Annotated in this window: 20 protein-coding genes; 10 read left to right on the plus strand and 10 right to left on the minus strand. The window is 61.0% G+C overall.

Annotated elements, in window-relative coordinates:
- Positions 1–29 precede the first annotated feature (29 nt).
- Positions 30–1,469, minus strand: coding sequence for a group II intron reverse transcriptase/maturase (ltrA, locus tag ACQPYR_RS28720; RefSeq protein ID WP_433635265.1), 1,440 nt, complete (start codon positions 1,467–1,469; stop codon positions 30–32).
- Positions 1,470–2,482: 1,013 nt separating this feature from the next.
- Here ltrA and ACQPYR_RS28725 point away from each other — a divergent pair.
- Together ACQPYR_RS28725 and ACQPYR_RS28730 are read left to right on the plus strand one after the other, a co-directional pair.
- Positions 2,483–2,647, plus strand: coding sequence for a hypothetical protein (locus ACQPYR_RS28725; RefSeq protein ID WP_433622056.1), 165 nt, complete (start codon positions 2,483–2,485; stop codon positions 2,645–2,647).
- Between the two features lie 477 nt (positions 2,648–3,124).
- Complete coding sequence (locus ACQPYR_RS28730; protein ID WP_433622057.1) at positions 3,125–4,726, plus strand: tetratricopeptide repeat protein; 1,602 nt, start codon at positions 3,125–3,127, stop codon at positions 4,724–4,726.
- Here ACQPYR_RS28730 and ACQPYR_RS28735 read toward each other — a convergent pair.
- The 3 genes from ACQPYR_RS28735 to ACQPYR_RS28745 form a co-directional block, all read right to left on the minus strand.
- A complete protein-coding gene (locus ACQPYR_RS28735) occupies positions 4,714–5,310 on the minus strand; it encodes a metallophosphoesterase (RefSeq protein WP_433622058.1) in 597 nt (198 codons plus the stop codon). The two genes, ACQPYR_RS28730 and ACQPYR_RS28735, sit on opposite strands and share 13 nt — an antisense overlap.
- Complete coding sequence (locus ACQPYR_RS28740) at positions 5,310–6,143, minus strand: nucleotidyltransferase family protein (protein ID WP_433622059.1); 834 nt, start codon at positions 6,141–6,143, stop codon at positions 5,310–5,312. Before ACQPYR_RS28740 ends, ACQPYR_RS28735 begins: the two co-directional genes overlap by 1 nt.
- A 153-nt stretch (positions 6,144–6,296) precedes the next feature.
- On the minus strand, positions 6,297–6,896 hold the full coding sequence (locus ACQPYR_RS28745) for a transposase (protein WP_433622060.1): 600 nt from the start codon (positions 6,894–6,896) through the stop codon (positions 6,297–6,299).
- Positions 6,897–7,045: 149 nt separating this feature from the next.
- Between ACQPYR_RS28745 and ACQPYR_RS28750 the strand changes: the two genes are divergently transcribed.
- The 4 genes from ACQPYR_RS28750 to ACQPYR_RS28765 all read left to right on the plus strand — a co-directional run bounded on the left by ACQPYR_RS28750 (position 7,046) and on the right by ACQPYR_RS28765 (position 10,127).
- Positions 7,046–7,429 (plus strand): TIR domain-containing protein, encoded by a 384-nt coding sequence (locus ACQPYR_RS28750; RefSeq protein WP_433622061.1) that lies wholly within the window; start codon positions 7,046–7,048, stop codon positions 7,427–7,429.
- A complete protein-coding gene (locus tag ACQPYR_RS28755) occupies positions 7,426–7,890 on the plus strand; it encodes a RipA family octameric membrane protein (protein ID WP_433622062.1) in 465 nt (154 codons plus the stop codon). The genes ACQPYR_RS28750 and ACQPYR_RS28755 overlap by 4 nt, the downstream gene beginning before the upstream one ends.
- Positions 7,887–8,210 (plus strand): DUF7701 domain-containing protein, encoded by a 324-nt coding sequence (locus tag ACQPYR_RS28760; protein ID WP_433622063.1) that lies wholly within the window; start codon positions 7,887–7,889, stop codon positions 8,208–8,210. Before ACQPYR_RS28755 ends, ACQPYR_RS28760 begins: the two co-directional genes overlap by 4 nt.
- Before the next feature lie 735 nt (positions 8,211–8,945).
- Positions 8,946–10,127 (plus strand): UDP-N-acetylglucosamine--N-acetylmuramyl-(pentapeptide) pyrophosphoryl-undecaprenol N-acetylglucosamine transferase, encoded by a 1,182-nt coding sequence (locus tag ACQPYR_RS28765; RefSeq protein ID WP_433622064.1) that lies wholly within the window; start codon positions 8,946–8,948, stop codon positions 10,125–10,127.
- Here ACQPYR_RS28765 and ACQPYR_RS28770 read toward each other — a convergent pair.
- The 5 genes from ACQPYR_RS28770 to ACQPYR_RS28790 all read right to left on the minus strand — a co-directional run bounded on the left by ACQPYR_RS28770 (position 10,124) and on the right by ACQPYR_RS28790 (position 14,212).
- On the minus strand, positions 10,124–11,269 hold the full coding sequence (locus tag ACQPYR_RS28770) for a DegT/DnrJ/EryC1/StrS family aminotransferase (protein WP_433622065.1): 1,146 nt from the start codon (positions 11,267–11,269) through the stop codon (positions 10,124–10,126). The genes ACQPYR_RS28765 and ACQPYR_RS28770 overlap by 4 nt on opposite strands.
- Positions 11,256–12,287, minus strand: coding sequence for an ATP-grasp domain-containing protein (locus ACQPYR_RS28775; RefSeq protein WP_433622066.1), 1,032 nt, complete (start codon positions 12,285–12,287; stop codon positions 11,256–11,258). Before ACQPYR_RS28775 ends, ACQPYR_RS28770 begins: the two co-directional genes overlap by 14 nt.
- A gap of 34 nt (positions 12,288–12,321) precedes the next feature.
- A complete protein-coding gene (locus ACQPYR_RS28780; protein WP_433622067.1) occupies positions 12,322–13,332 on the minus strand; it encodes a dTDP-glucose 4,6-dehydratase in 1,011 nt (336 codons plus the stop codon).
- A 77-nt stretch (positions 13,333–13,409) separates the two neighbouring features.
- The gene (locus ACQPYR_RS28785; protein ID WP_433622068.1) at positions 13,410–13,889 is read right to left on the minus strand and encodes a DUF4254 domain-containing protein; all 480 of its coding nucleotides are present in this window, start codon (positions 13,887–13,889) and stop codon (positions 13,410–13,412) included.
- Positions 13,890–14,032: 143 nt separating this feature from the next.
- Positions 14,033–14,212 (minus strand): hypothetical protein, encoded by a 180-nt coding sequence (locus ACQPYR_RS28790; RefSeq protein ID WP_433622069.1) that lies wholly within the window; start codon positions 14,210–14,212, stop codon positions 14,033–14,035.
- Between the two features lie 237 nt (positions 14,213–14,449).
- Between ACQPYR_RS28790 and ACQPYR_RS28795 the strand changes: the two genes are divergently transcribed.
- From ACQPYR_RS28795 to ACQPYR_RS28810, 4 genes are all read left to right on the plus strand, one after another.
- Entirely contained in the window at positions 14,450–15,751 is a 1,302-nt protein-coding gene (locus ACQPYR_RS28795; RefSeq protein ID WP_433622070.1) for a helix-turn-helix domain-containing protein, read from the plus strand.
- Positions 15,751–16,401 carry a 2'-5' RNA ligase family protein gene (locus ACQPYR_RS28800; protein ID WP_433622071.1) on the plus strand — a complete coding sequence of 217 codons (651 nt, stop codon included), beginning with the start codon at positions 15,751–15,753 and terminating at the stop codon, positions 16,399–16,401. The genes ACQPYR_RS28795 and ACQPYR_RS28800 overlap by 1 nt, the downstream gene beginning before the upstream one ends.
- 520 nt (positions 16,402–16,921) lie before the next feature.
- Positions 16,922–17,107 (plus strand): helix-turn-helix domain-containing protein, encoded by a 186-nt coding sequence (locus tag ACQPYR_RS28805; protein ID WP_433622072.1) that lies wholly within the window; start codon positions 16,922–16,924, stop codon positions 17,105–17,107.
- Positions 17,108–17,427: 320 nt separating this feature from the next.
- Positions 17,428–18,681, plus strand: a complete 1,254-nt coding sequence (locus ACQPYR_RS28810) for a hypothetical protein (protein WP_433622073.1) — start codon at positions 17,428–17,430, stop codon at positions 18,679–18,681.
- 620 nt (positions 18,682–19,301) lie between these two features.
- On the opposite strand, the gene ACQPYR_RS28815 is transcribed toward ACQPYR_RS28810, so the two are convergent.
- Positions 19,302–19,832, minus strand: coding sequence for a dihydrofolate reductase family protein (locus ACQPYR_RS28815; protein WP_433622074.1), 531 nt, complete (start codon positions 19,830–19,832; stop codon positions 19,302–19,304).
- Between the last annotated feature and the right edge of the window lie 12 nt (positions 19,833–19,844).

Consider the following 19,844-nt stretch of genomic DNA (forward strand, 5'->3'; position numbering starts at 1 on the left):
GTCTTTCAACGCAACGGGCTCTCCATAGGTCATGCTGCTGGAGCGGCGCATGGTGTGTGCCATGGAGTGGGGATCGTCGAGCCCCGGTGTCGGTAGCGCTGGATGTGCACCGACGAAGGGTCGAAAAGCCTGACTCCGTTGTATTCCGGCCAGCGGCGCCTGTTGTAGCGCACCCAGATCCACCGTTTCGGTTTTCGTGGATGTTTGTGCACTGCCCAGGACCACACCCGCCACCACAAATAGTGGTGGAGTCTTTTGAATTCCTCGGCGGCGCAACTGAACCGGAAGTACTGTGTCCATCCCCGCAGCAGGCGATTCAACTGCTTGAACACCTCGTCAGCGGGGCGATGGCTGATCTGTTTGGTGACTGCCTTGATCTTGTGCCGGACCCGTGCGGCCGATTTCTCCGACGGGTAGCTGTAGATCATGCGCCGGGTGCCTCCTCTCTGGGTGTGCCGCCGGATGCGGAACCCCAGAAAGTCGATGCCCTCGTCGATGTGGGCGATTCTGGTCTTGTCCGGGGCCATACGCAGCCCCAAAGGTGCCAGGACACTGGCTATCTCACCGTGTAGTGCCTCAGCGTGCTCGCGGGTGCCGTGCACCAGGACAACGAAGTCGTCGGCATACCGGACGAGCCGGTATGTTGCTCCGCCGCGTTTGCGGTGCCGTTCCCGCGCGCTGGAGTTGCGGTGGGCTGCCCATCGGGCGTCGAAGTGGTCATCGACGTCGGTCAGGGCGATGTTCGCCAGCAGTGGCGACAAAATGCCGCCTTGAGGAGTGCCGGACCACGTGTCTCGGTTCACGCCGTCCTCACCGAGGATCCCGGCTTTGAGGAACGACTTCACCAGCGCCAGAACATGTTTGTCTGCGATACGATCACGTACCCTGTCCATCAGGGCGGTGTGGTCGATCTCGTCGAAACATGCAGCGATATCGGTCTCGAATACCCACACGTAGCCTTTCGCGGCCTTGTGGCGGATATCCTGAATCGCGTCCTGCGCACGCCGATTCGGGCGGAAACCGTAACTCGACGCCGAGAACCCGGCCTCGAAGATCGGTTCCAGCACCAGCTTCAGCGCCGCCTGCGCGACACGGTCGGCAACAGTCGGGATCCCCAGCGAACGCAGCTTTCCATTCGCCTTCGCGATCCTCACCTGCCGCACCGGTTCCGGCCGGAAGGCGCGGGCTTTCAAAACAGCCCGAAGATCTTCCAGAAACCGTTCCGTCCCACCCTGACTGTTCTCGATCGACATCACCGTGCGCTTGTCGATACCAGCCGTGCGGGCTCCCGTATTACCCGCGACCCGATCCCACGCATGCACGAGGAAACACGGGTCGCTCACGAGGTTGTACAGATCATCGAACCGACGACCACGATCGGCCGCCGCCCAACAGTGCAGCTTGGATTGCATACTCAGTACCCGCTGCTTCACCGTGAATGGTTTACCCAGCGCGGCACCGATATTCACCGGTGCATCTTCTGACATTGCTCTCCTGAAGTCTGCGAACCTACTGCCGTCCTTCCCCGTGTGACCGGCTTTCCCAGCCTCGGAGTACTACGACGGCTCCGCCCCGTCGCGCGGTTATCGGTGGGCAGTGACACCTACCCGCCGCCACCATGGCTCCAGTGGCGGTGAGGGATACCCAGCACGACGGTTCCCGTGTTCACGTATTTCCGATCGACGAGGTAGGCACCCGGCTTTGCCCCGGCGGCTCCCGGCAGGTACGCCACAGTCAATTCCCCACCGGCTGCCGGACACCACTGGCCGTGGCCCCCGGCGGGCGCATCCCCCAAGGTAAGTTCAGCGCGCGCCGCAACCCGTCCCATCCACCAGATTCCACAGGACGGTTCACTCTTAACGAGGGTTCTGACACCGGTTCCTCACGTATACCTTCTCGTCTCGCTCGCCGAACACCAGTCCATCTGGCAGTACTGAACCGTCCCGGCTTTATCAGGGCCGCTTGCCACCAAACCCGTTCACTCCCTTAAGGTTCGGCTACCCCTAGCTTTACGCGACTGCTGTGACAGCCACGAATCGGAGGTCTTTCACCTCCGTTCGGAAACACGCGCCTCACGGCGCACTCCCTGGATGACATACGTTCCCTGATCGGACGCGAAAAGCGTTGGGCACGTTCCGTTCTGACTGCCAACACCGAGGCATCGTAAACGCATGGCGACCGTCCTTGATCTCATGGTGCGCGAATTTGCTCGAACGTCGTCATCGTGGCTCGTCACGGGGCGGCCGGTCAATGGTCCAGGCATGCCCGAAGCAAATCCGAGCAAAAGCCTGGCAGCGCGTTGAGCTGGCCTTCTACCGTCGATGATCAGGCGCTCGGCACCAGTGAAAGCCCGCTCGGGACAAGACAAGTGGCTTGTTGCTCCCTGGTGCCGAGCTGCCCCACCAAGGCAGCGAGGGAGTGAATCGCATTGCGTCAGTATCTGGTGAAGGTGCACTGCTGCGGCAGCCAAAGGCTGATCGAAGTGCCAACAATCACACGCTGGACACCTGTCAATGACAAGAAGGCGATCGCCGTAACCGCCAAGACCATGATCGCCGCGATTACCGGCGCTGCCGTCGATTCGTTCGGCGTCGATCTCACCGAAGACCGACCCCAACGGCGGACTCGACGACCAGACCCTGTATGAGAGACTGCAGCAGAAGACACAAACCGGGAACGGGGTGTAGACAATCTTCGTCAGCGGCACACTGACACATGAGATTACGGAGCACCGTAGGTGCCGCAGGAGGCGTGGGGAGTGTTAGTCAAGCCCTCGCGTTTGCCGTCGTCAATCTCGGCACACATCGAGCCTCCAAAGCCGCAAGGGTTGGTGATTCCCACCTTCTTGACTCGAATCGGTTCGTGTCCTGGAACCGCGCTGCACTTGAAGGCTTTGCCGGCAGCTTTGATCTTGTCAGCGCCAAGGGTGCGTTCGATTCGGATGGGCTCGCCGGGAGCTGATCTGGGCGAGGCCGGTTTCCTGCGGCGCGCCGATGGGTGTCAGTAAGCGGCTTTGGTCCGAAGAGACGTGCCACGCGGGTGGCCCGATCACGTCGGCCGGGCGCTGCTGCTCGCTGACGATTTGTGTCTCCGCCATGAGGGGTTGCGCAACTAGACTCCGGACATGCCCGTCGACTTGTCGTGCCGCCTAGTGTTTCTCGCTTCGCCGGGCGGACTAAGTTCCGAACGAAAGCGCTGTCGGAAGGTCTTCCGTGAGTACAATGAGACACGTTCTTTGAAGCAACGGACCTCGTTCTATATCCACGCTTGGGAGGATGTCTCCGGTGGCGTGGGCAGGCCACAAGATCTGATCAACCCGAGTCTCGACGAATGTGATTTCGTTTTGATGCTGTTCAATGATCGGTTCGGTTCGCCGCCCGCCCATGACGACAGATTCGCTTCAGGAACCGAAGAAGAGTTCTTCCGTGCGCTTAAGTTGCTGGCGGATGCCGAGAGCCCCATGCGGGACATTCTTGTCTTGTTCAAGACTGTTGATCCCGATAGAATCCGCGACCCCGGCCCGGACCTCAAGGCAGTTCTAGACTTCCGTGCGCGCCTCGAAGCATCGAAAAGCCTGGTGTTGCAAAACTTCGACTCACTGGACAGTTTGAGCCAAATCGTCGAACGAAAGTTGCATGAATGGTCTGGTCCACTTGAATCCAAGCAGCCGCGCGAGATCTTAATACCTGAAGCAACGGTCGACATGTCCGGGATGCGCACGCGAGGGCGGGCGGATCTGCTGGAATCCGCCAAGTCGTTTGCTCTCGATGGCCTCTTGGTTCAGGCTGAGGCGGCATACGCGGCCGCAACCGAAGACGGTGACCCACGGTCGTTGTTAAGTTTCGCACAGTTCATGAGGCGGACGGGCCGACTCGAACAAGCTATGGCTCTCAACCGACAGGTGGTAACGAATTCAGATTTATTACTCTCTCGATCAGCGGGACCCGTTGCGCTCCGTGTGGAGGCAATGTCGAACATTGGCGTAATTCAGCGAAAGCAAGGCGAGATCACCGGATCTCTTAGCATACTTTTGGAAGCGGTAAGGACTGCGGAGACTGCACTGGAGCCTATCCATCGTGAGCATTGCTATGCGCTGGACAATTATGGACTTTCCCTATTGCGTACCGGGGAGAGCAGTCGCGCTCTAGTCCAGTTCGAACGCGCAGATTTTCTACGTGATCAGTACGGCACGAACGCCGAGCGCGCGCAGTCGGCCGTCAACTTGGGGCGGCAGCACCTAGCTCAACATCAGTTCCAAGATGCATTAAATAAGTTTGGCCGCGCACTTCGCCTTCTTGAAGCGGATCCTGACGAACATCTCAAGGCAAACGCACTGACAGGACGGGCAGAAGTACTCATTCGACTCGATCGGGAAGATGAAGCTGATGAACTTCTACGCGAGGCGCTTGAGCTCAATGAGCATTTACACCATCGGGATGGCCGCAGTATTGTCCATGCGCTCTGGGCGAGGTCTCTACTGAAGCAGGGACAGTCAGAGAAGGCAGGCGCTCACCTGGACGCTGCGGCCAAGATCGTTGACGAGTCGGGCAATTTGCATGGGCGCGGTGTTGTCGAATGGCTCCGCGCCGAGCGAGCCCGTTGCGAGGGCGATTTGATAAAAGCGCGAGCGCTACTTTCCGATGCGGAGGAGATCGCCTCCCGATCCACGGACCGCGCGCTTCGCGCAGATATCGAAAGGCTTCGCGCAGCGATTCAAGAGGCTTGAAACCATCTGCGGCTGGGCCACAGAAAACACGATAATCTTCCGTCCGGGAAGGTACCGCATCCCGTGTCGATCAGCGCGAAGTTTTGAGTAACTAACGGCACACGGGATAATTGCGGCTGGTGACCGAATACACCGAACTTATTAGCATGAACCGGCTGCGCATCAAATTTATAATGCATCGCTACGCAGTCCCCACTGACGAACGATGGTTCTAGTGAGCGCAGGAATTGGAGATGCCGACGGGGGATGCGTTGAACCAGCGGCAATATCGATCCGTCGGATTTACACCGAGGGTAGTTACTCAAAGTTGCAGCGCCGCCCATCCGCAGGAAGGCATCAATTCGCCCTTGCTCGATTGCTCGCAAAAATGCGGCGTCATGATGACCGCGAAGATAGTGGACTCGGTCGCCGACGTCTACCGAAAGATTAATCAGCGCTTCAATAACATCGCGAGACTGCGGTCCGCGGTTCACATAATCACCGAGAAAGACCAGCACTTCGGCTTCTCCAAGTGCTCGATTGATTACTTCACGCATGGGCACCACTGCGCCGTGAATGTCACCTATGAAAGCAAACTTTTCCATCAAAGCACCACCTTGGGGAGTTCGTCATACGGGAGGTCTTCATCATCGTTCGAGAGCGCCAGCGTGCCGAAGTTAGACAATTCCTGATTGGAACTCCAAGCGCCTTCGACCAAGCCATGAAGATCGCCGTACGGATTTGGTTCGAGTACGCCGATAACCTCCTCGAGGCGGCGGCACAGATCGTCGAAGACCTCGTTACTTGCCGGTTGCCGCACTGCCTTGTGCGACGACAAAACTGTCACTAGGGCGTGGTCGCCCTTTCGATGAGCGATCTCCCGTACTGAGAAGCAGGTTTGATTCTGAGCGAGTGCCTCGGCATACAACGCCGAACGAAGGAGGTATCGCGCGACTTGAGTAAGCCCTTCGATGTATGTTGCCCGGTCTACTAGAGGCATGTCGAGGACGGGAGTAAGAGAACGGATGCGCTCGATCAACCGGCCAGGCACTGGCGGCGCTATCTCTCCGAGAAGGGTTGCGAGCTGTCCATCCTTGTCCAACAGAATCCGCCCATCCCGACGGAGATGATAGCCGAACAAAGTTCCTGAAGCGTCGCGCAACTGTCCATCAGTGTAGAGGGCGACACTGACGGCTCCGTCGCTTTGCGGAACTGCACCGGTGTAGTTGAGCACAAGGATGTCGACATCAGAGTCAGTGTCTGCATCACCTCGCGCCCAGCTTCCATAGAGCAAAAGCGCATCGAACTTGGACACTAGCTTGGACCGCAACTCGCGAAGAAGGACAATTGGGATGCCCAGGTCCAGGAGCGTACCCTCAATCGGTCTCCATTGAGCATCGTCAAGTTCGGCGGCAGAACCACTATGCGACATCGTCATAGTGTTTCAGCCAGCCCGAGTGCATGGCATCTCAACTCACAGATTCCGCGCGGATGGTACAGAATCCGCCTGAGGGCCGCCGGGCGACGCACGCCATCGCGCTTGTCGATCCATACGAAGGGACCGTCACATTCGGCGCGGCGAGCGATGGTACTAGTGCAGTCTGCCAATACGTGGCTCGATTGATTCCTCAAGCTGCCCTAACATTCCGGCGTGGAATGACGAACTGTCTGAATGGCTGTCGATCACGTAGAGACCAAATCCGGGCGGGCCGGCCAACGGCCGGGTCGCCGCCGAACCCGGCATCAGCGAGGGCGGGTTGCACGAGTGGCTGCGAGACAACAGCCTCGACCACGGTGAACTCGTCGCGTTTCTGCCAGCGAAAGCCACAAGCTTCTCAGCCCGCCCGGTCTCCTGCGGCACGCTGCGAGGTAGCTGACCCCCACCACGAACCGCTGCCACCAGATAAGTCGACGGTTCAGCCGGTACCGGAATCGGTGCCTTGATCCCGCGCCAGCGCAGCCGGTTTCGGTTGGCTCTGCTGGAGTACGCCTTGTCGGCCAACACGCGATCGGGCCTGACGCGGGCACGACCACCGGCGGCCTTTGCGACCGCGATCGCATCCAGCACCGCCGTGAATTGCGGGCTGTCACCAGCCTGACCAGCAGTGATGAGCGTCGCCAATACTCGGCAGCTCTGTTTACACTCCAGATGCAACTTCGTGTCCAGCCGCGCCGAGGTTGAAAGCATCATGCGCTGCCCGCAAAGGCTACAGGGCCCCTGGAAGTCAACGATGAACAGATGGTCGCCTGGACCCGCATGACCCGGTAACAGTGGGGGGCGCACTGTCGATCATAGCTGTGACACTCCGTGGTGAGCTCTGCTGATACTCAAGGGGATTAATGGCAAAGCGCGTTTTCGTCAGCTTTGACTACGACTACGACAGGGTGCTGAAGGATTTCTTGATCGGACAAGCTCGAAACCACGATTCGCCCTTCGAAGTGCACGACTGGTCGATCAAGGAGCCCTCCGCCGACTGGCGAATCAAAGCTCGCAGACGAATCAGAGCTTGCGATCTAGCAGTGGTCATGTGTGGTGAATACACTCATACGGCCGAAGGGGTTGCGACCGAACTGGAAATCGCCCAGGAGGAAGCAATCGAGTACTTCCTACTCAAGGGCTATTCCGACAAGGTGTGCACCGCGCCAGTAACCGCGAAGGCCAGCGACAAGATGTACGTGTGGACCTGGGCGAATCTCAAACTACTGATCGGCGGTGCACGATGAGCCATCCACCCGAATCCATCCCATCTGCACAAGTCATGGACCTTTACAAGATGGCCGTTGAGATGGCCGATCGCGTATCAGCGCGTAGGGGAACTGCGAACTCATTTTTCCTGACGGTGCAGACAGCCTTCGTAGCGGTACTCGGGTTAGCTGACCCCCACCTAACCAAGTCCTTGTGGGCTTCGATAGCTGTCGCACTGGCGGGAATTTCCCTGTCTGCCACATGGTGGCTTCAGCTTAAGAGCTACCGCGATCTCAACCGTGCGAAATTCGATGTGATCAACAAGATCGAAGAGCAGTTGCCTGTTAAAGTGTTCTCCGACGAATGGACCGCACTTAAGCGTGACCCCATACGCTCCTGGCGTACTCGCTACGCAGAGCTGGGTGTTAGTGAACGTCGCGTCCCCTTCGTATTCATGGCCGTGCATGCCCTGCTCTTTACTGGAAGGCTGCTTGGATGACTTACCTTGGTGAGATTGCACACCGAATCCGCAACAACCTTCCTATCGACGCAACGCCACCGACCGATTCAGACTTCCTATTTCTAATCTATGCCGTTCTCGTACGAGCCAAGGGTGAATTAACCACGTTGGAGGATGTCCATGATGCGTGGGCAGCCTGGATGCAGACGGTGAAGTCCGATCACGATGCTCTTGTCCCATTTAAGGACCTTGCACGTACCGTACAGGACGAGGACATTCCGTACTTGGAGGCGATCCGTCGGACCGCACTAGAGTTGCGAACCACTAACCAAGATGCAGCCGATTCCCCACCTGCCTGATCCGGCCGTGCACAGCTAATATATTGTTGCGCCATGCAATTCAGTGAAGCTGGATTGCACAGCCTGCCACAAGATCAGCACGCGAATGCCTCGACATCCTCAATGACGTCGAAGGTGGCTGGCGCTGCCACACCACCTTCAACTGCACCGACACCTGCCCCGCGGCATCGAGGTCACCAAGGCCATCCAGGAAGTCAAGCGGCGGCAACTGTCATGTCCGCTGCGATGGCGAGGCCATCGATCGCTCTGATCGCCAGAGCGAGTGCAGCGGTGGTCCGGATCCACACGGCTCTTCCCCTTACCTGTTGCGGATCGCAGTGATCGACGGTCAAAAGGACGGGGCATAGCTCACAGGCGAAGCAGTGTGGGTATTCCGCAATCGGTCGTCCTGCACGATCATTCGGCCTCAATCATCACCGACGAAGATCATCGATCAACTTCTTTATCCTCGTAGCTGTTTCACTGGAATGTGTTCGAGCCCAAGGCAACCCGGCGCGACCTTATGGGTCACCGCTCCGATCGGGACGACATCCCATCAGCGCTACAGGGCAACCTTGTCAACCTCACCAACCGGCCGGGGCACGATCTAGCGTCAGGAATCGGACAGCACTCCGGGCTGCAGAAGTGCTCACCGGCCAGCGCCCCGGGGTGACCAGCGCTCTCCGAACCCGACCGTTATAGGTTGAGGACTCGCCGATCGACTGCCATTGACTTGTCACCATTAGGCTGTCAGGCATGGCAGACGCCCTCGGGTTGAATCCGCAGCGGGTTTTCCGTTTGATAGTCGCCGGTGGCGGCACCGGTGGTCATGTTTTCCCCGCCGTCACTGCGATCCACGCGCTGCGCACTCAGTTAACCGCCTCGGGCCGGGAGTTGGAGGTGTTGTGGATCGGGCAGGACGGTGGCCTCGAATCCCGGGTCGCATACGACGAGGGCATCCCGTTCGCTGCTGTGGCAACCGGCAAGATCCGGCGGGACCGCAACCCACTAAAGATGGTCAACAGGGCCAATATCATTGACCTGTGCCGGGTTCCGGTTGGCGTCGCACAGGCGCGCGCGACGGTGGCGAGATTCCAGCCGGATGTGGTGCTGGCTACTGGTGGTTATGTCGCTGTGCCGGTGGGGGTCGGGTCGTGGTTGTGTCGTCGGCGGTTGGTCATCCATGAGCAGACAGTCCGTTTGGGGTTGGCCAACCGGCTGCTGGCGCGTATCGCGACGCGCGTCGCGGTGTCTTCCGAATCGAGCTTGCCGCATCTGCCGCGCTCGGCGCGCTCGACGGCGGTCGTCACGGGCAATCCGGTGCGGTCGGAAATCCTCGAGGCAGGCAAGGCCGACAACGCAATTGAGGCGCTCGGGTTGCGTGGGTTCGATCGATCCCTGCCGACGGTTTATGTCACGGGCGGCGCGCAAGGTTCAGCGCAGATCAACTATGTCGTACGGGAAGTCCTGCCATGGTTGCTGCTCCGCGCCAACGTGATTCACCAATGCGGCAGCTCAGCAATCGCAGACTTTCAGCAGCACACCGTCGCCCTCGCCCCTGAGCTGTCGCCCCGGTATCGGGTCACAGAGTTCGTCGGACCGGAACTACCGGATGTGCTGGCGCTCGCCGATGTCGTGATCTCCCGCAGCGGTGCGGGCACGATCGCCGAACTCACCGCGTTGGGTAAGGCCGCGGTGCTCGTGCCGTTGGCCTCCGCGGCGGGTAACGAGCAGGCCCACAATGCGCGTGCTCTCGATGAGGCTGGCGCGGCAGTCGCACTGCTCGGCGAGGTGTCAGCGGAAACCCTTCGCGCGGTGGTGGATCCGCTACTCGCCGACCCTGACCGCCGCGCGGCCATCGCTGCACAGGCCCGGCTGCGTGGCCGACCGGAGGCGGCCGACCAGCTCGCACAACTCGTGCTGTCCACCGCACACTAAAGAGGTTGGCCTGGTGCAGATTCCGTGAGTGCCAGTGCCAGCACCGATACGACATGCGCGACGTCGTGCTCGGTCATTTCGGGGTGGAACGGCAGGCTCATGATCTGTCGCGCCGTGGTTTCAGTGACCGGCAATGATCGAGACCATCGCGCGAACGCGGGCTGGAGGTGGTTGGGCGGGTAATGCACTCCCACACCGATACCGCGGTCGTGCAGGATTTCGAACACGCGGTCGCGGCCGGTGAGAACGCGTACGACACAGTTGAACGGAACACTGCGCTCCACATCGACGTCGACCAGCGTGACCCGATCCAAATGGGCCAACTCCCGTGCATAGGCACGCCACAAATTCCGACGTACGGTTTCGATGGCGCCGAAATGCGCGAGCTGCACACGACCGATCGCCGCGTGCACAGCGCTCAAGTGATAGCGCCACCCCGGTGTATCGACGTCGTAGGAGGTTGTTCGGATCCGCGCAGCCTGCGCCTGGCTCACACCCAGGAGCCGCAAGGCGCGGGCCCTGACGGCTTCATCGGTATTGCGTGGAATCAATGCTCCGCCTTCACCACAGGTCAGCGACTTGATCGGACCGAACGAAAAGCAGGTGAGTGCGCCAGTCGCACCCACTCGTACCGGACCGAGGCTTGAGCCGAAAGCGTGTGCGGCGTCCTCGATGACTGCGATTCCTCGGCGATCCAGATTGTCCTGAATAGCGGTGAGATCAACGGCGCGTCCACCGTAGAGCACCGGCATCACCGCACGCGTGCGCGGAGTGATCGCCGCCGATATTGCGGCGCTGTCCACGCATAATGTGTCGGCGTCGATGTCGATGAAATGTGGTTCGGCGCCGCTCATCAGGATCGCCTGGATCGTCGCGCAAAACGTCTGCGACGGCACGATCACCTCATGCCCTGGACCCACTCCGGCAAGAAGCAGTGCCACATGGAGGGCAGCAGTGCACGAGGACACCGCCACCACATCGGGTACGCCGAGGAACGCTGCCAGCTCGACCTCGAATGCTTCGGTCGCGGTGTTGTGGCCCCACTGCCCGATCTGCAGCGCTTCGGCCACCGCAGCGTATTCCGGTCCGTGCAAGTAGGGCTTGGCGTTCCTGCTGACGGACTGGAAGTCAGAAGTTGTCATCGGAAGGTCCTTCTGCAAGGAACTGGAACGGTTGAGGATGCGTCGCCCCAGCGCTGTGACGGACCGGGGCGAGGTCGCGGACGGTAAGCGTCTCAACGTATTTGGACAACAAGACGCCAGGCCGGTAACGAAGCCGGTCGTGGTCGACTCGAAGTCCCCACAGCCCCGCCAGGGCCTGTTCGATCAGATCCGCACCGGCAGCTTCAGCAAGCAGAAATCCGCCCGCGACACGGGCGTTCATCTCAGTTAGGACGACGCGTCGCCCCGGACCGTCGTCACGGAGAAAGCCCTGTACGCAACACAATCCAGTCGCACCGACCGCCGCTAAAGTCGCGGTGACAGCATCGGCCACTTCTGAATCGTGAAAGGTGCTCGATACCATCGACAGCCCACCTTTGGTGAGCAGGCGATACCGCAGGATCACCGACGCTCTCCCATTGCGGTCTACCAAGCAGTCCGCTGTGAATTCACGGCCGTCGACACGAGCCTGCACGATCGGTTCGGGCACCACCTCGCACAATATGAGAGCCTGCTGCCAGGTCCTGCAGAACACCACGTTCTGGGAGCCCTGCCCGTGGCGCGGCTTGACAACCAGAGGGCAGTCGTCCGGTATGGCGGCGATCTGGTGGGGCAGCCAGGTGCGCGGAGTCGGGATACCGTGCTCGGCCAGCGTCGCGGCGAACTCGGCCTTGTCCAAGCAGGCGTGTATCGCATGCTGCGGCGGCAGCCATGTCCGCACACCCATCTCGGACAACCTCGGCCGCAGCGAAAGTAGTTGCGGGAGCTCGGACTCGACTGCCGACAGCATCGCATCCGGTCGCAAGTCACGACATAGCCGCAACAAATCGGCGTCGTACCGCGGGTCAGTAGACGAGATAGACTGACGGACAGTCAATCCCGGCAGCGACAGACCGTTGGCGAGGGGGTCGGCGTCGGTACCGAAAACCTCGCAGCCGAGCTGAAGCAGTCTTCTGGCCAGATCGAATCCCGGTTGACCACCGACCCCGGTGACGAGCACACGACGCGACGCGCGCGACCCATCCGAATTCATGTCACTCCCCCGAGGATGCGTCGAGTTTGATCGCCGCGACAGCAGCTGCCGGGTTCCGCAGTTGCGGTGCCCAACGGTCGGGGTTGTCGCGGTACCAGCACACCGTCTCGGCCAGCCCGTCCTCGAATGGCTGCACGGGTTGATAACCCAGGCCCGCGACCTTGTCCCAAGTCATGGAGTAGCGGCGGTCATTGGAAGGCCGGTCGTCCACACATCGCACCTGGTCCCAGTCGGCACCGAGCTGTTCCAGGATCAGGCTGGTGAGCTGTTTGTTCGTCAGGTCGGTGCCGCCGCCGATGTTGTAGACCTCACCCGGCTTCCCGTGCCGCAACACCAATTCGAGACCTTGGCAGTTGTCCTGCACCGACAGCCAGTTACGGACGTGGCCACCGTCGCCGTGCAGGGTTACCTGTTCACCCTTGAGCAAGGCGGTGATAAAGGCGGGAATGATCTTCTCCGGATGTTGTGCCGGGCCGAAGTTGTTGCTGCTGCGTGTAATACACACCGGGACGCCGTATGTTCGCCAGTACGACAACGCCACCAGATCCGAAGCCGCTTTCGACGATGCGTAGGGAACCGTCGGACGCAGCGGGAAGTCCTCCGACGCCGACGCCGACAGCAATGGCCCATAGACCTCGTCGGTGGACACATGTACGAACTTGCGGATTTCCGACCGCCTAGCGGCGTCGAGCAGAATGTGAGTTCCCAACACGTTCGTGCTCAAGAAATGGCCGCCTTGGAAGAAAGAGCGGTCGACATGCGACTCGGCGGCCAAGTGCACGATGGTCGTGTGTTCGGCGACGAGGTCGTCGACCAGACGCGCATCAAGGATGTTGCCGACCACCAGATTCAGCCGGTCCGACAGCATCGCCGCGCCAAGATTGCTGCGGTGACCGGCGTAGGTGAGTGCGTCGAGGACCGTTACCCGAGCCGTGTCATCCGAGGCCAATAGCCGCTTGACAAAGTGCGATCCGATGAATCCTGCACCGCCGGTGATCAGCACGTTTTCCATATCTAGCCTTCATTCAGGAGTTGTTGTCATCAATGGGATTCAGCGAGTAGGCGATGACTCCGCCAGCTGGGGCGACATCACGGCAGCGGGCGTTGACCGTGGACGACTTCGGCAACGAGGTCCGACCACTGAGTTGCGTGGAATCCCAAATCCGACCACGCTCGGTGCACTGCCATATCGGAGCCACGTTCAGCGTGCTCGAGGACGTCGAGGGCTTGGACATAGGCCGCGGCGAGCGAATCGGCCGCAGCACCAAGCGTTGTAGTGGTTCGAGGACGTACGTAGCTTCGAACCCATCGGTCTATTGCCGCGACGAGCGCGATACGGCAGCCGTCAATTTCGTTGGAATGCTCCGGATATCGGAGATAAATGTGATGCAGCTCGGCAAGACGGCGAGCGCATTCGGTGACAGGATGGTCTGTCAACTCAACTCCTGTCCTATAGTTGCTCGGCGTATTGCCGATCTGTTCGTGCATAGCGGCACGAAGCTCGTGCCAATCAGGAACGGACGGGCGCGCAAATACACCTTCGATCAGCAGAAAACCGGTGATCATCATGACTCCTGGTCCTCGGCGTCGAGCCTGCGTTGGATATCGAACACGCTGGGGCCGCGTCTTTCGGGCCCGAGGACGATCGCGGCACCAACGATGAGCCCGCCGGCAACGCCCCCGGCGGCTAACCACAGAAAAACGGCCATGGCTCAGCCGACGACATGCGACAGACGAGCGAGTGCCGCGAGGAACGGACTGCACCGCGGTCCATGCCCGGCGTGAGTGGTGAGGATGAACTGGGCCTGCTCCCGGTCGATCTCCTCGGTCAGCGGCGCATCGCAGTTACGAAAGCGCGCGACCCACAAGTCCCTGTCCCTTTGTGTCGGCATAGCCTCTCCCCTGGTGGCGGTGATTGCGCCCAGATGCCGGACTACCAACGGCGGCCCCATCGTTCCGTCGGTGGACGGGTGAGCATCCGGATGGGGAATTGCGTGCGACCTGGCATCGGGTTTGGAATGAGCCTGCGCGCAACGAATCGGTCCATAACAGTGCGGAACCAGCGCGGGAAGGGTTAAGAGCGGGTAATTTGCTGTTCGGCACTGGTCGCAGGCAGGGGAGCGAACCGTATGGTGGACATCGAGTGGGCGCCCGCGGAGGTTCGCGCCCTGCGTGAAGCGATGCGGCGCAGCCCACTCGAATTCGCGCGGTTAGTCGGCGTCACGAAGCGAACTCTCAACCTCTGGGAGTCCGGACAGACGTCGAACATGCACGAGTCGAGCAAGAGACTGCTGTACCACGTCTTGGAGGATGCCACCGACGATGCGAAGCAACGGTTCTGGACAACGGTCGCAAGAAATTCGCGTCCAGGGACTGTCCCTCGCCCGAGCGACGGTGATCTCCTGCTCGCGACGGCCGACGAATCCGCGTCACTGCTGGCATGGGCGGAAACGACCAACGTGGGCCCGCTGACGATCAAGGACCTTCGCGACAACCTGCGCTGGGTGACCCGCGAGTACCTGAAATCACCTACGCTGCCACTGTTTCAACGCGTGGTCCGGACCCGCAATCGAGCGATCGAGTTGCTGCAGGGCCGGCAACACCCACAGCAGAGCGCCGAACTGTACGCAATAGCCGGATGGTCCATGACGATCCTCGGCTGGATCACGACAGACCTCGGAAACGCCGATATCGCCGAGCGACATCTCCGGACCGCGTGGGCTCTTGCCGAGAACACCGAGGACAAGGAATTACGGGCCTGGATCCGCGCTGCACAAAACACAGCAGCGTCGTGGCGGGGCGAGTACGACGATGCCGCTGACGCCGCCGCAGACGGACTCACCTACGCCACCACCGGCACAGCTGTGCTCATCCTGGCCAGCGCCAGAGCTATCGACCTAGCCCACCTCGGCCGCGCGCGGGAGTCCGCCGCAGCGACTCAAGAAGCTCTCGATATCGCAGCCCGGCTGAACGACGAACCACAGCGCGACCAGTTCGCGGGACCATTCTCATGCTCCATCGAACGCGCCGGCGGATACTGGGCCGACACCGCCCTCGTCAACGGCGACCCAGCCAAATCAATCGAATTCGCCACCACCGCCCTCGACCAGTTCCGCAGCGCCGCACCAGCATTGCGTAACTTCGGCTCCGAACGCATGGTCCGCTGCCAGCGGATCAAGGGATACATCGCGCTCGGCGACCTCGACGTCGCTGCCGCCGAGCTCGCGAACGTGGCGGCCACAACACCAGCCGAACATCGGGTCGGGCCCTTGATGCAACGAGTCGACGAAATCGCGCAACTGGCACACGATACAGCCGGGCGGACGAGTCGCGTCACCGAAATCACTAATGCCGCAACGGCATTCCGGCAACTCGCAGACCTCGGGAACCTGCCTGCACTCGCAGCCGGTACGAACGGAGACCAACTCTGATGACTGAAGGCTCGACCTGGGATCACTGGTGGTGGCGCCCCGGTTGGAGATTGGGCCGGTCGTTCTACACCTGGCACGTGACCTTCGCCGAAAACTCCCCAGTCGCAGGCCTCGTCGACCTGTTCGCGCCGACACTGGCACAGATCCCCACCATGGACGCCGTCGGCAGAGAAGGACTGCACGTCACGATCCAGGGCATCGGATTCACCGATGAGGTGGCGGCCGGGGACGTCAGGCGGATCGCTGATGCCGCTTCCGAGCACATTTCCCGGCGTGCACCATTCGACGCCCTGATCGGGCCGCCCACCGTGGACGAGGAAACCATCGGGATGCCGATCGCGAATCCCGAAGGATTCCAGGGGGTTCGAACCGACCTGCAACGAGCCATCGCAGATGTATGGGGTCTGGACAATGTGCCCGAGCGCGACGACCGATTCCAGCCCCACCTCACACTCGCCTACTCCACCGGAGCGGCACCGATGAGCAGCCTGCGCGACCTACTCACGCGAAATCAATTGAGCCGCATCAAGGTTGCAGAACACGTCACAGCGGTGTCACTCATCGAGCTGAACCGGGACAACCACCGATACGAATGGCGCGAGATCGCCAAGGTGCCGCTGGGCACACCCAGATCTCTTGAAGCGCACTAGCGAGCGTTGACATCGGGCGGATGTTGCCCGATGTGTAAAGCCCGGAGCGGTCACGAGGCCTAGATCTGCGGATTCGTCGCACGAAAAGCATCCGCCGATACAAGATCGGTGGCGAAAATGTGGGATTTGGGGTTTCATGGAAGTTGGGGATGAATCGCGGATCGGGTGAGGAATGAGTAACCCATGTATTCACTCCCCCTTCTTTCTTCCAGCGCGGCCATGCCACCAGGCACAACAGCGCTGTCGTTGTTCGGGGCACGGGATTCCGAGCGAGGGCGTATCGCTGTCGGTTGGCCCCGTCGACCGCTCGGCATCTCTTCGGTCACTGGCCATGGACTGCCAGTCCGTTTCGTCGGTGTGCGCACAGCTGCGCACCGACTCAGTGTGGAGTCTTCCTGGCCGCCTCTGCACCGACGAGAAGCGAATCAGCGTGTAGCACACTCCTGTTCGGCTCACCGCGTCCTCGGCGACGAACACATCGACGGCCAGTGCACTGCGGCGGTTTCGTACGGAGACCTCGATGAGCGGTGAAGTGGTCTGGCTCAGCACCGACGATGTCGCCGAACGGCTGAAGATTCCGAAGAAGACTCTTGCCACTTGGGCGAGCGCTGGACGCGGTCCTCGATTCGCACGAATGGGACGGTACCGGCGCTACCGACTGAGCGATCTACTCGCCTGGGAGCAAGAACAACTGGACAAGACGTGACCGGCTGCTGTGTTGCTGCGCACCGAGCGCAAGGCAGCCACTCGTCCCAATTGTCTGTTGTCACAGGCGGGATCACCACGGAATCCGTGCAACCCGGCTGAACACTGTCGTTGACAGCTATTAATTAGCAAACTTTCGAGTCTTGAAATCGAGTTTTCGATCTTCGAGACTCGTCGCCGCTGGGCATCGCTATCCACCTACGACGATCAGTCAGTCCGACGAAGCCATCTCACGGACCTGCGTGGCCACTTAGGTCCCCGACTCGACAAAGCGCAACACGCAGCAATCCGCACATCGAGTACCGAACGGAGAAAGCACAATTGGGCGGCAGACTCCCCAAACCAATTGGGACCTTCGGCACACCGACGAAGCCGAAGAAGCAGAAGAACGGACGCTGGCGCGCCACCGTTCGGTTCTATGGTGCCGCGGGAAGTACCCAGCTCGAGCGGATCGGTGTTACCGCCGATGACGCACGCAACCGGCTTGCCGAAGCGATGCGCGACCACCGGGAACAACTGGGATCTCGGCGCATCACCCGCACCACCAAGCTGATCGATCTGGCCGCCGAACTCCTCGTCGAGCTGGAGGGTGATGACGCCTACACCGACGGGAACATCGAGGACTACCGCCGCGAGATCTACGTATCCAAAGACAAGCGCGCCGACCCCAAGACGATCAAGATCGAGAACTCCCTGGGCAACCTTCAGGTCTGGCAGGCCTCGGCCGGAGAACTGGATCGGCACCTCAAACGGCTGGTGAGTCTGGGTTTACGCCGCAAAGCCAAGCAGCACAAGATCGTCCTGCGTGCGATGCTGCAGATCGCCGTCCGCCACGGTGCCGTCGAGACGAACCCAATCGACGGCGTCGGCGCGTTCACCAGGCGCAAGAAGCAAGCGCGCGGCAAGGTCCAAGACCAGCAAGCGTTGCCCGCTTTCCGTGCCCAGGTCCGCGCGTGGGCTCGCGGTGAGGAGATTCCCGGCACCCCGGCCTACACGACCGGGCCCGCACGGGACTGGGCAGTGGTGTGGGTGATCGACGTGATCACTGGGACAGGAATGCGCCCGCACGAGGTATTCGCGCTGCTACTCGACGACATCGATCTCGATGCCGAAGACCCGTATCTGGACATCACCGGAACGCTGGTCGAGCAGAAGGGCAAAGGCACCGGCGGATGGGTCCGCAAGCCCGCTCCGAAGACCGAAAACGGATGGCGCCGAATCCTGTTGCCGCCACACACCATCGAGTCGATCCGCGAGGCCATCGAGCACCTGAAGACCTCCGGTCAGCCGAACCCGATGGGGCTGCTGTTCCCGTCCCGAGTCGGGACACTGCGCAATCCGAACAACTTCGGCAGGACCTGGCGTGCCGCCCGCGGCGAAACCTTCGCGTGGATCACACCGCGAACCTTCCGCAAGGGCGCCGCCACCGCTGTCGACCACGAGTACGACGACCCCGAGCGCGCGGCCCGCCAGCTGGGTAACACCACGGCTGTAGCGAAGGGCCACTACATCGACATCCCGGAGACGGTGCCGGACAATCGGGACGTCCTCGAGCGGTGGGCACGGGGCGAATAGGCCCGAAAGTGTGAGATTAATGTGGGATCGGGTCAAATCCCGACCCTCGACCTGAAAACAAAAACCCCTTCCGACCGAGGTCAGAAGGGGTTTTTCTGTCGGGCTGACAGGATTTGAACCTGCGACCACCTGACCCCCAGGGAACCCGTTTTCGACCTGGGGCGTCCGGCTGGTGCCCTCCCGTCCAGGGCAGAAGCCTTTCAACGTCCGGCTCGTACTGCCCGGTCCGTCTTGTATCGACCAGTCTTGGCAAGTTCTAGGCACGCTGGATATCGTCTCTCACCTGCGATTACTGCGATCCGCCGCCGTCGGCTACCGGGCGCTCGCGACCAATCCAGTCGCGCTTTCCGCGGCACCCGCTATCTCTTCGGTAGCGCTGGCGCTGCCTAGCATCCACACCGATCACGGGGTGCAAGTTCACCTTGGATCGGCCGATTCGTCACCGGGCCGCGCGGCGTAAACAATCGGACCACCGCACGTGGCAGGACGTTGCTGGCCATCGCCATTGCTTTGGTACTAAGACCGTGTCTTGCGTGGTTGTAGCGTCTGATGCTGCGCGCATACGTCTCCCGGTCGATTTCGTGGGACTCCTTGTATGAAGCGCGGGTGAGTTACCACTGTCAGTGGTGCGGCAGCACTCGGTAGACGATCTCCACCCCACCGCCGTCCAACGGCCGCGAACTCTCGAATTCCAAACTGGTCTGTGGATTCAGCGAATCGGTCAGGCGCAGGCCGTTGCCGACGAAGAACGGCAGTACCACGAGTTCGAGTTTGTCGAGAACACCGAGGGCGCGGTAGGTCTCGATCGTGCCGGGGCCGCCGATGAGATGGACATCGCCGCCGCGATTGGCCGCGCGAATCTTCTCCAGCAGCCGCTGCGGATCGTCGTCGACGGTCACATCGTCGGGAGTGCCCTCGGGCCGGTGCGAGCCGAGCACGAAGACCTCCAGGTCCGGCCAGGGCCAGCGATCGGCGGTCAGCGCGGGTTCGAAGGTGGTGCGACCCATCAGGGCGGCCTCGCAGGTCTTGAGGAATTCGGCGATACCGTGACTGCCCGGACCGTGCACCGGATCGATGACCTGAGGCGGCCAGCCGTGCGGAGTCGTCACATAGCCGTCCGCGGTCATGCACAGGCGAGCCAGGATTTGCATAGTTCGTCCTTT

The sequence above is a fragment of the Nocardia sp. CA-120079 genome (assembly GCF_050955745.1).
Taxonomy (GTDB): domain Bacteria; phylum Actinomycetota; class Actinomycetes; order Mycobacteriales; family Mycobacteriaceae; genus Nocardia.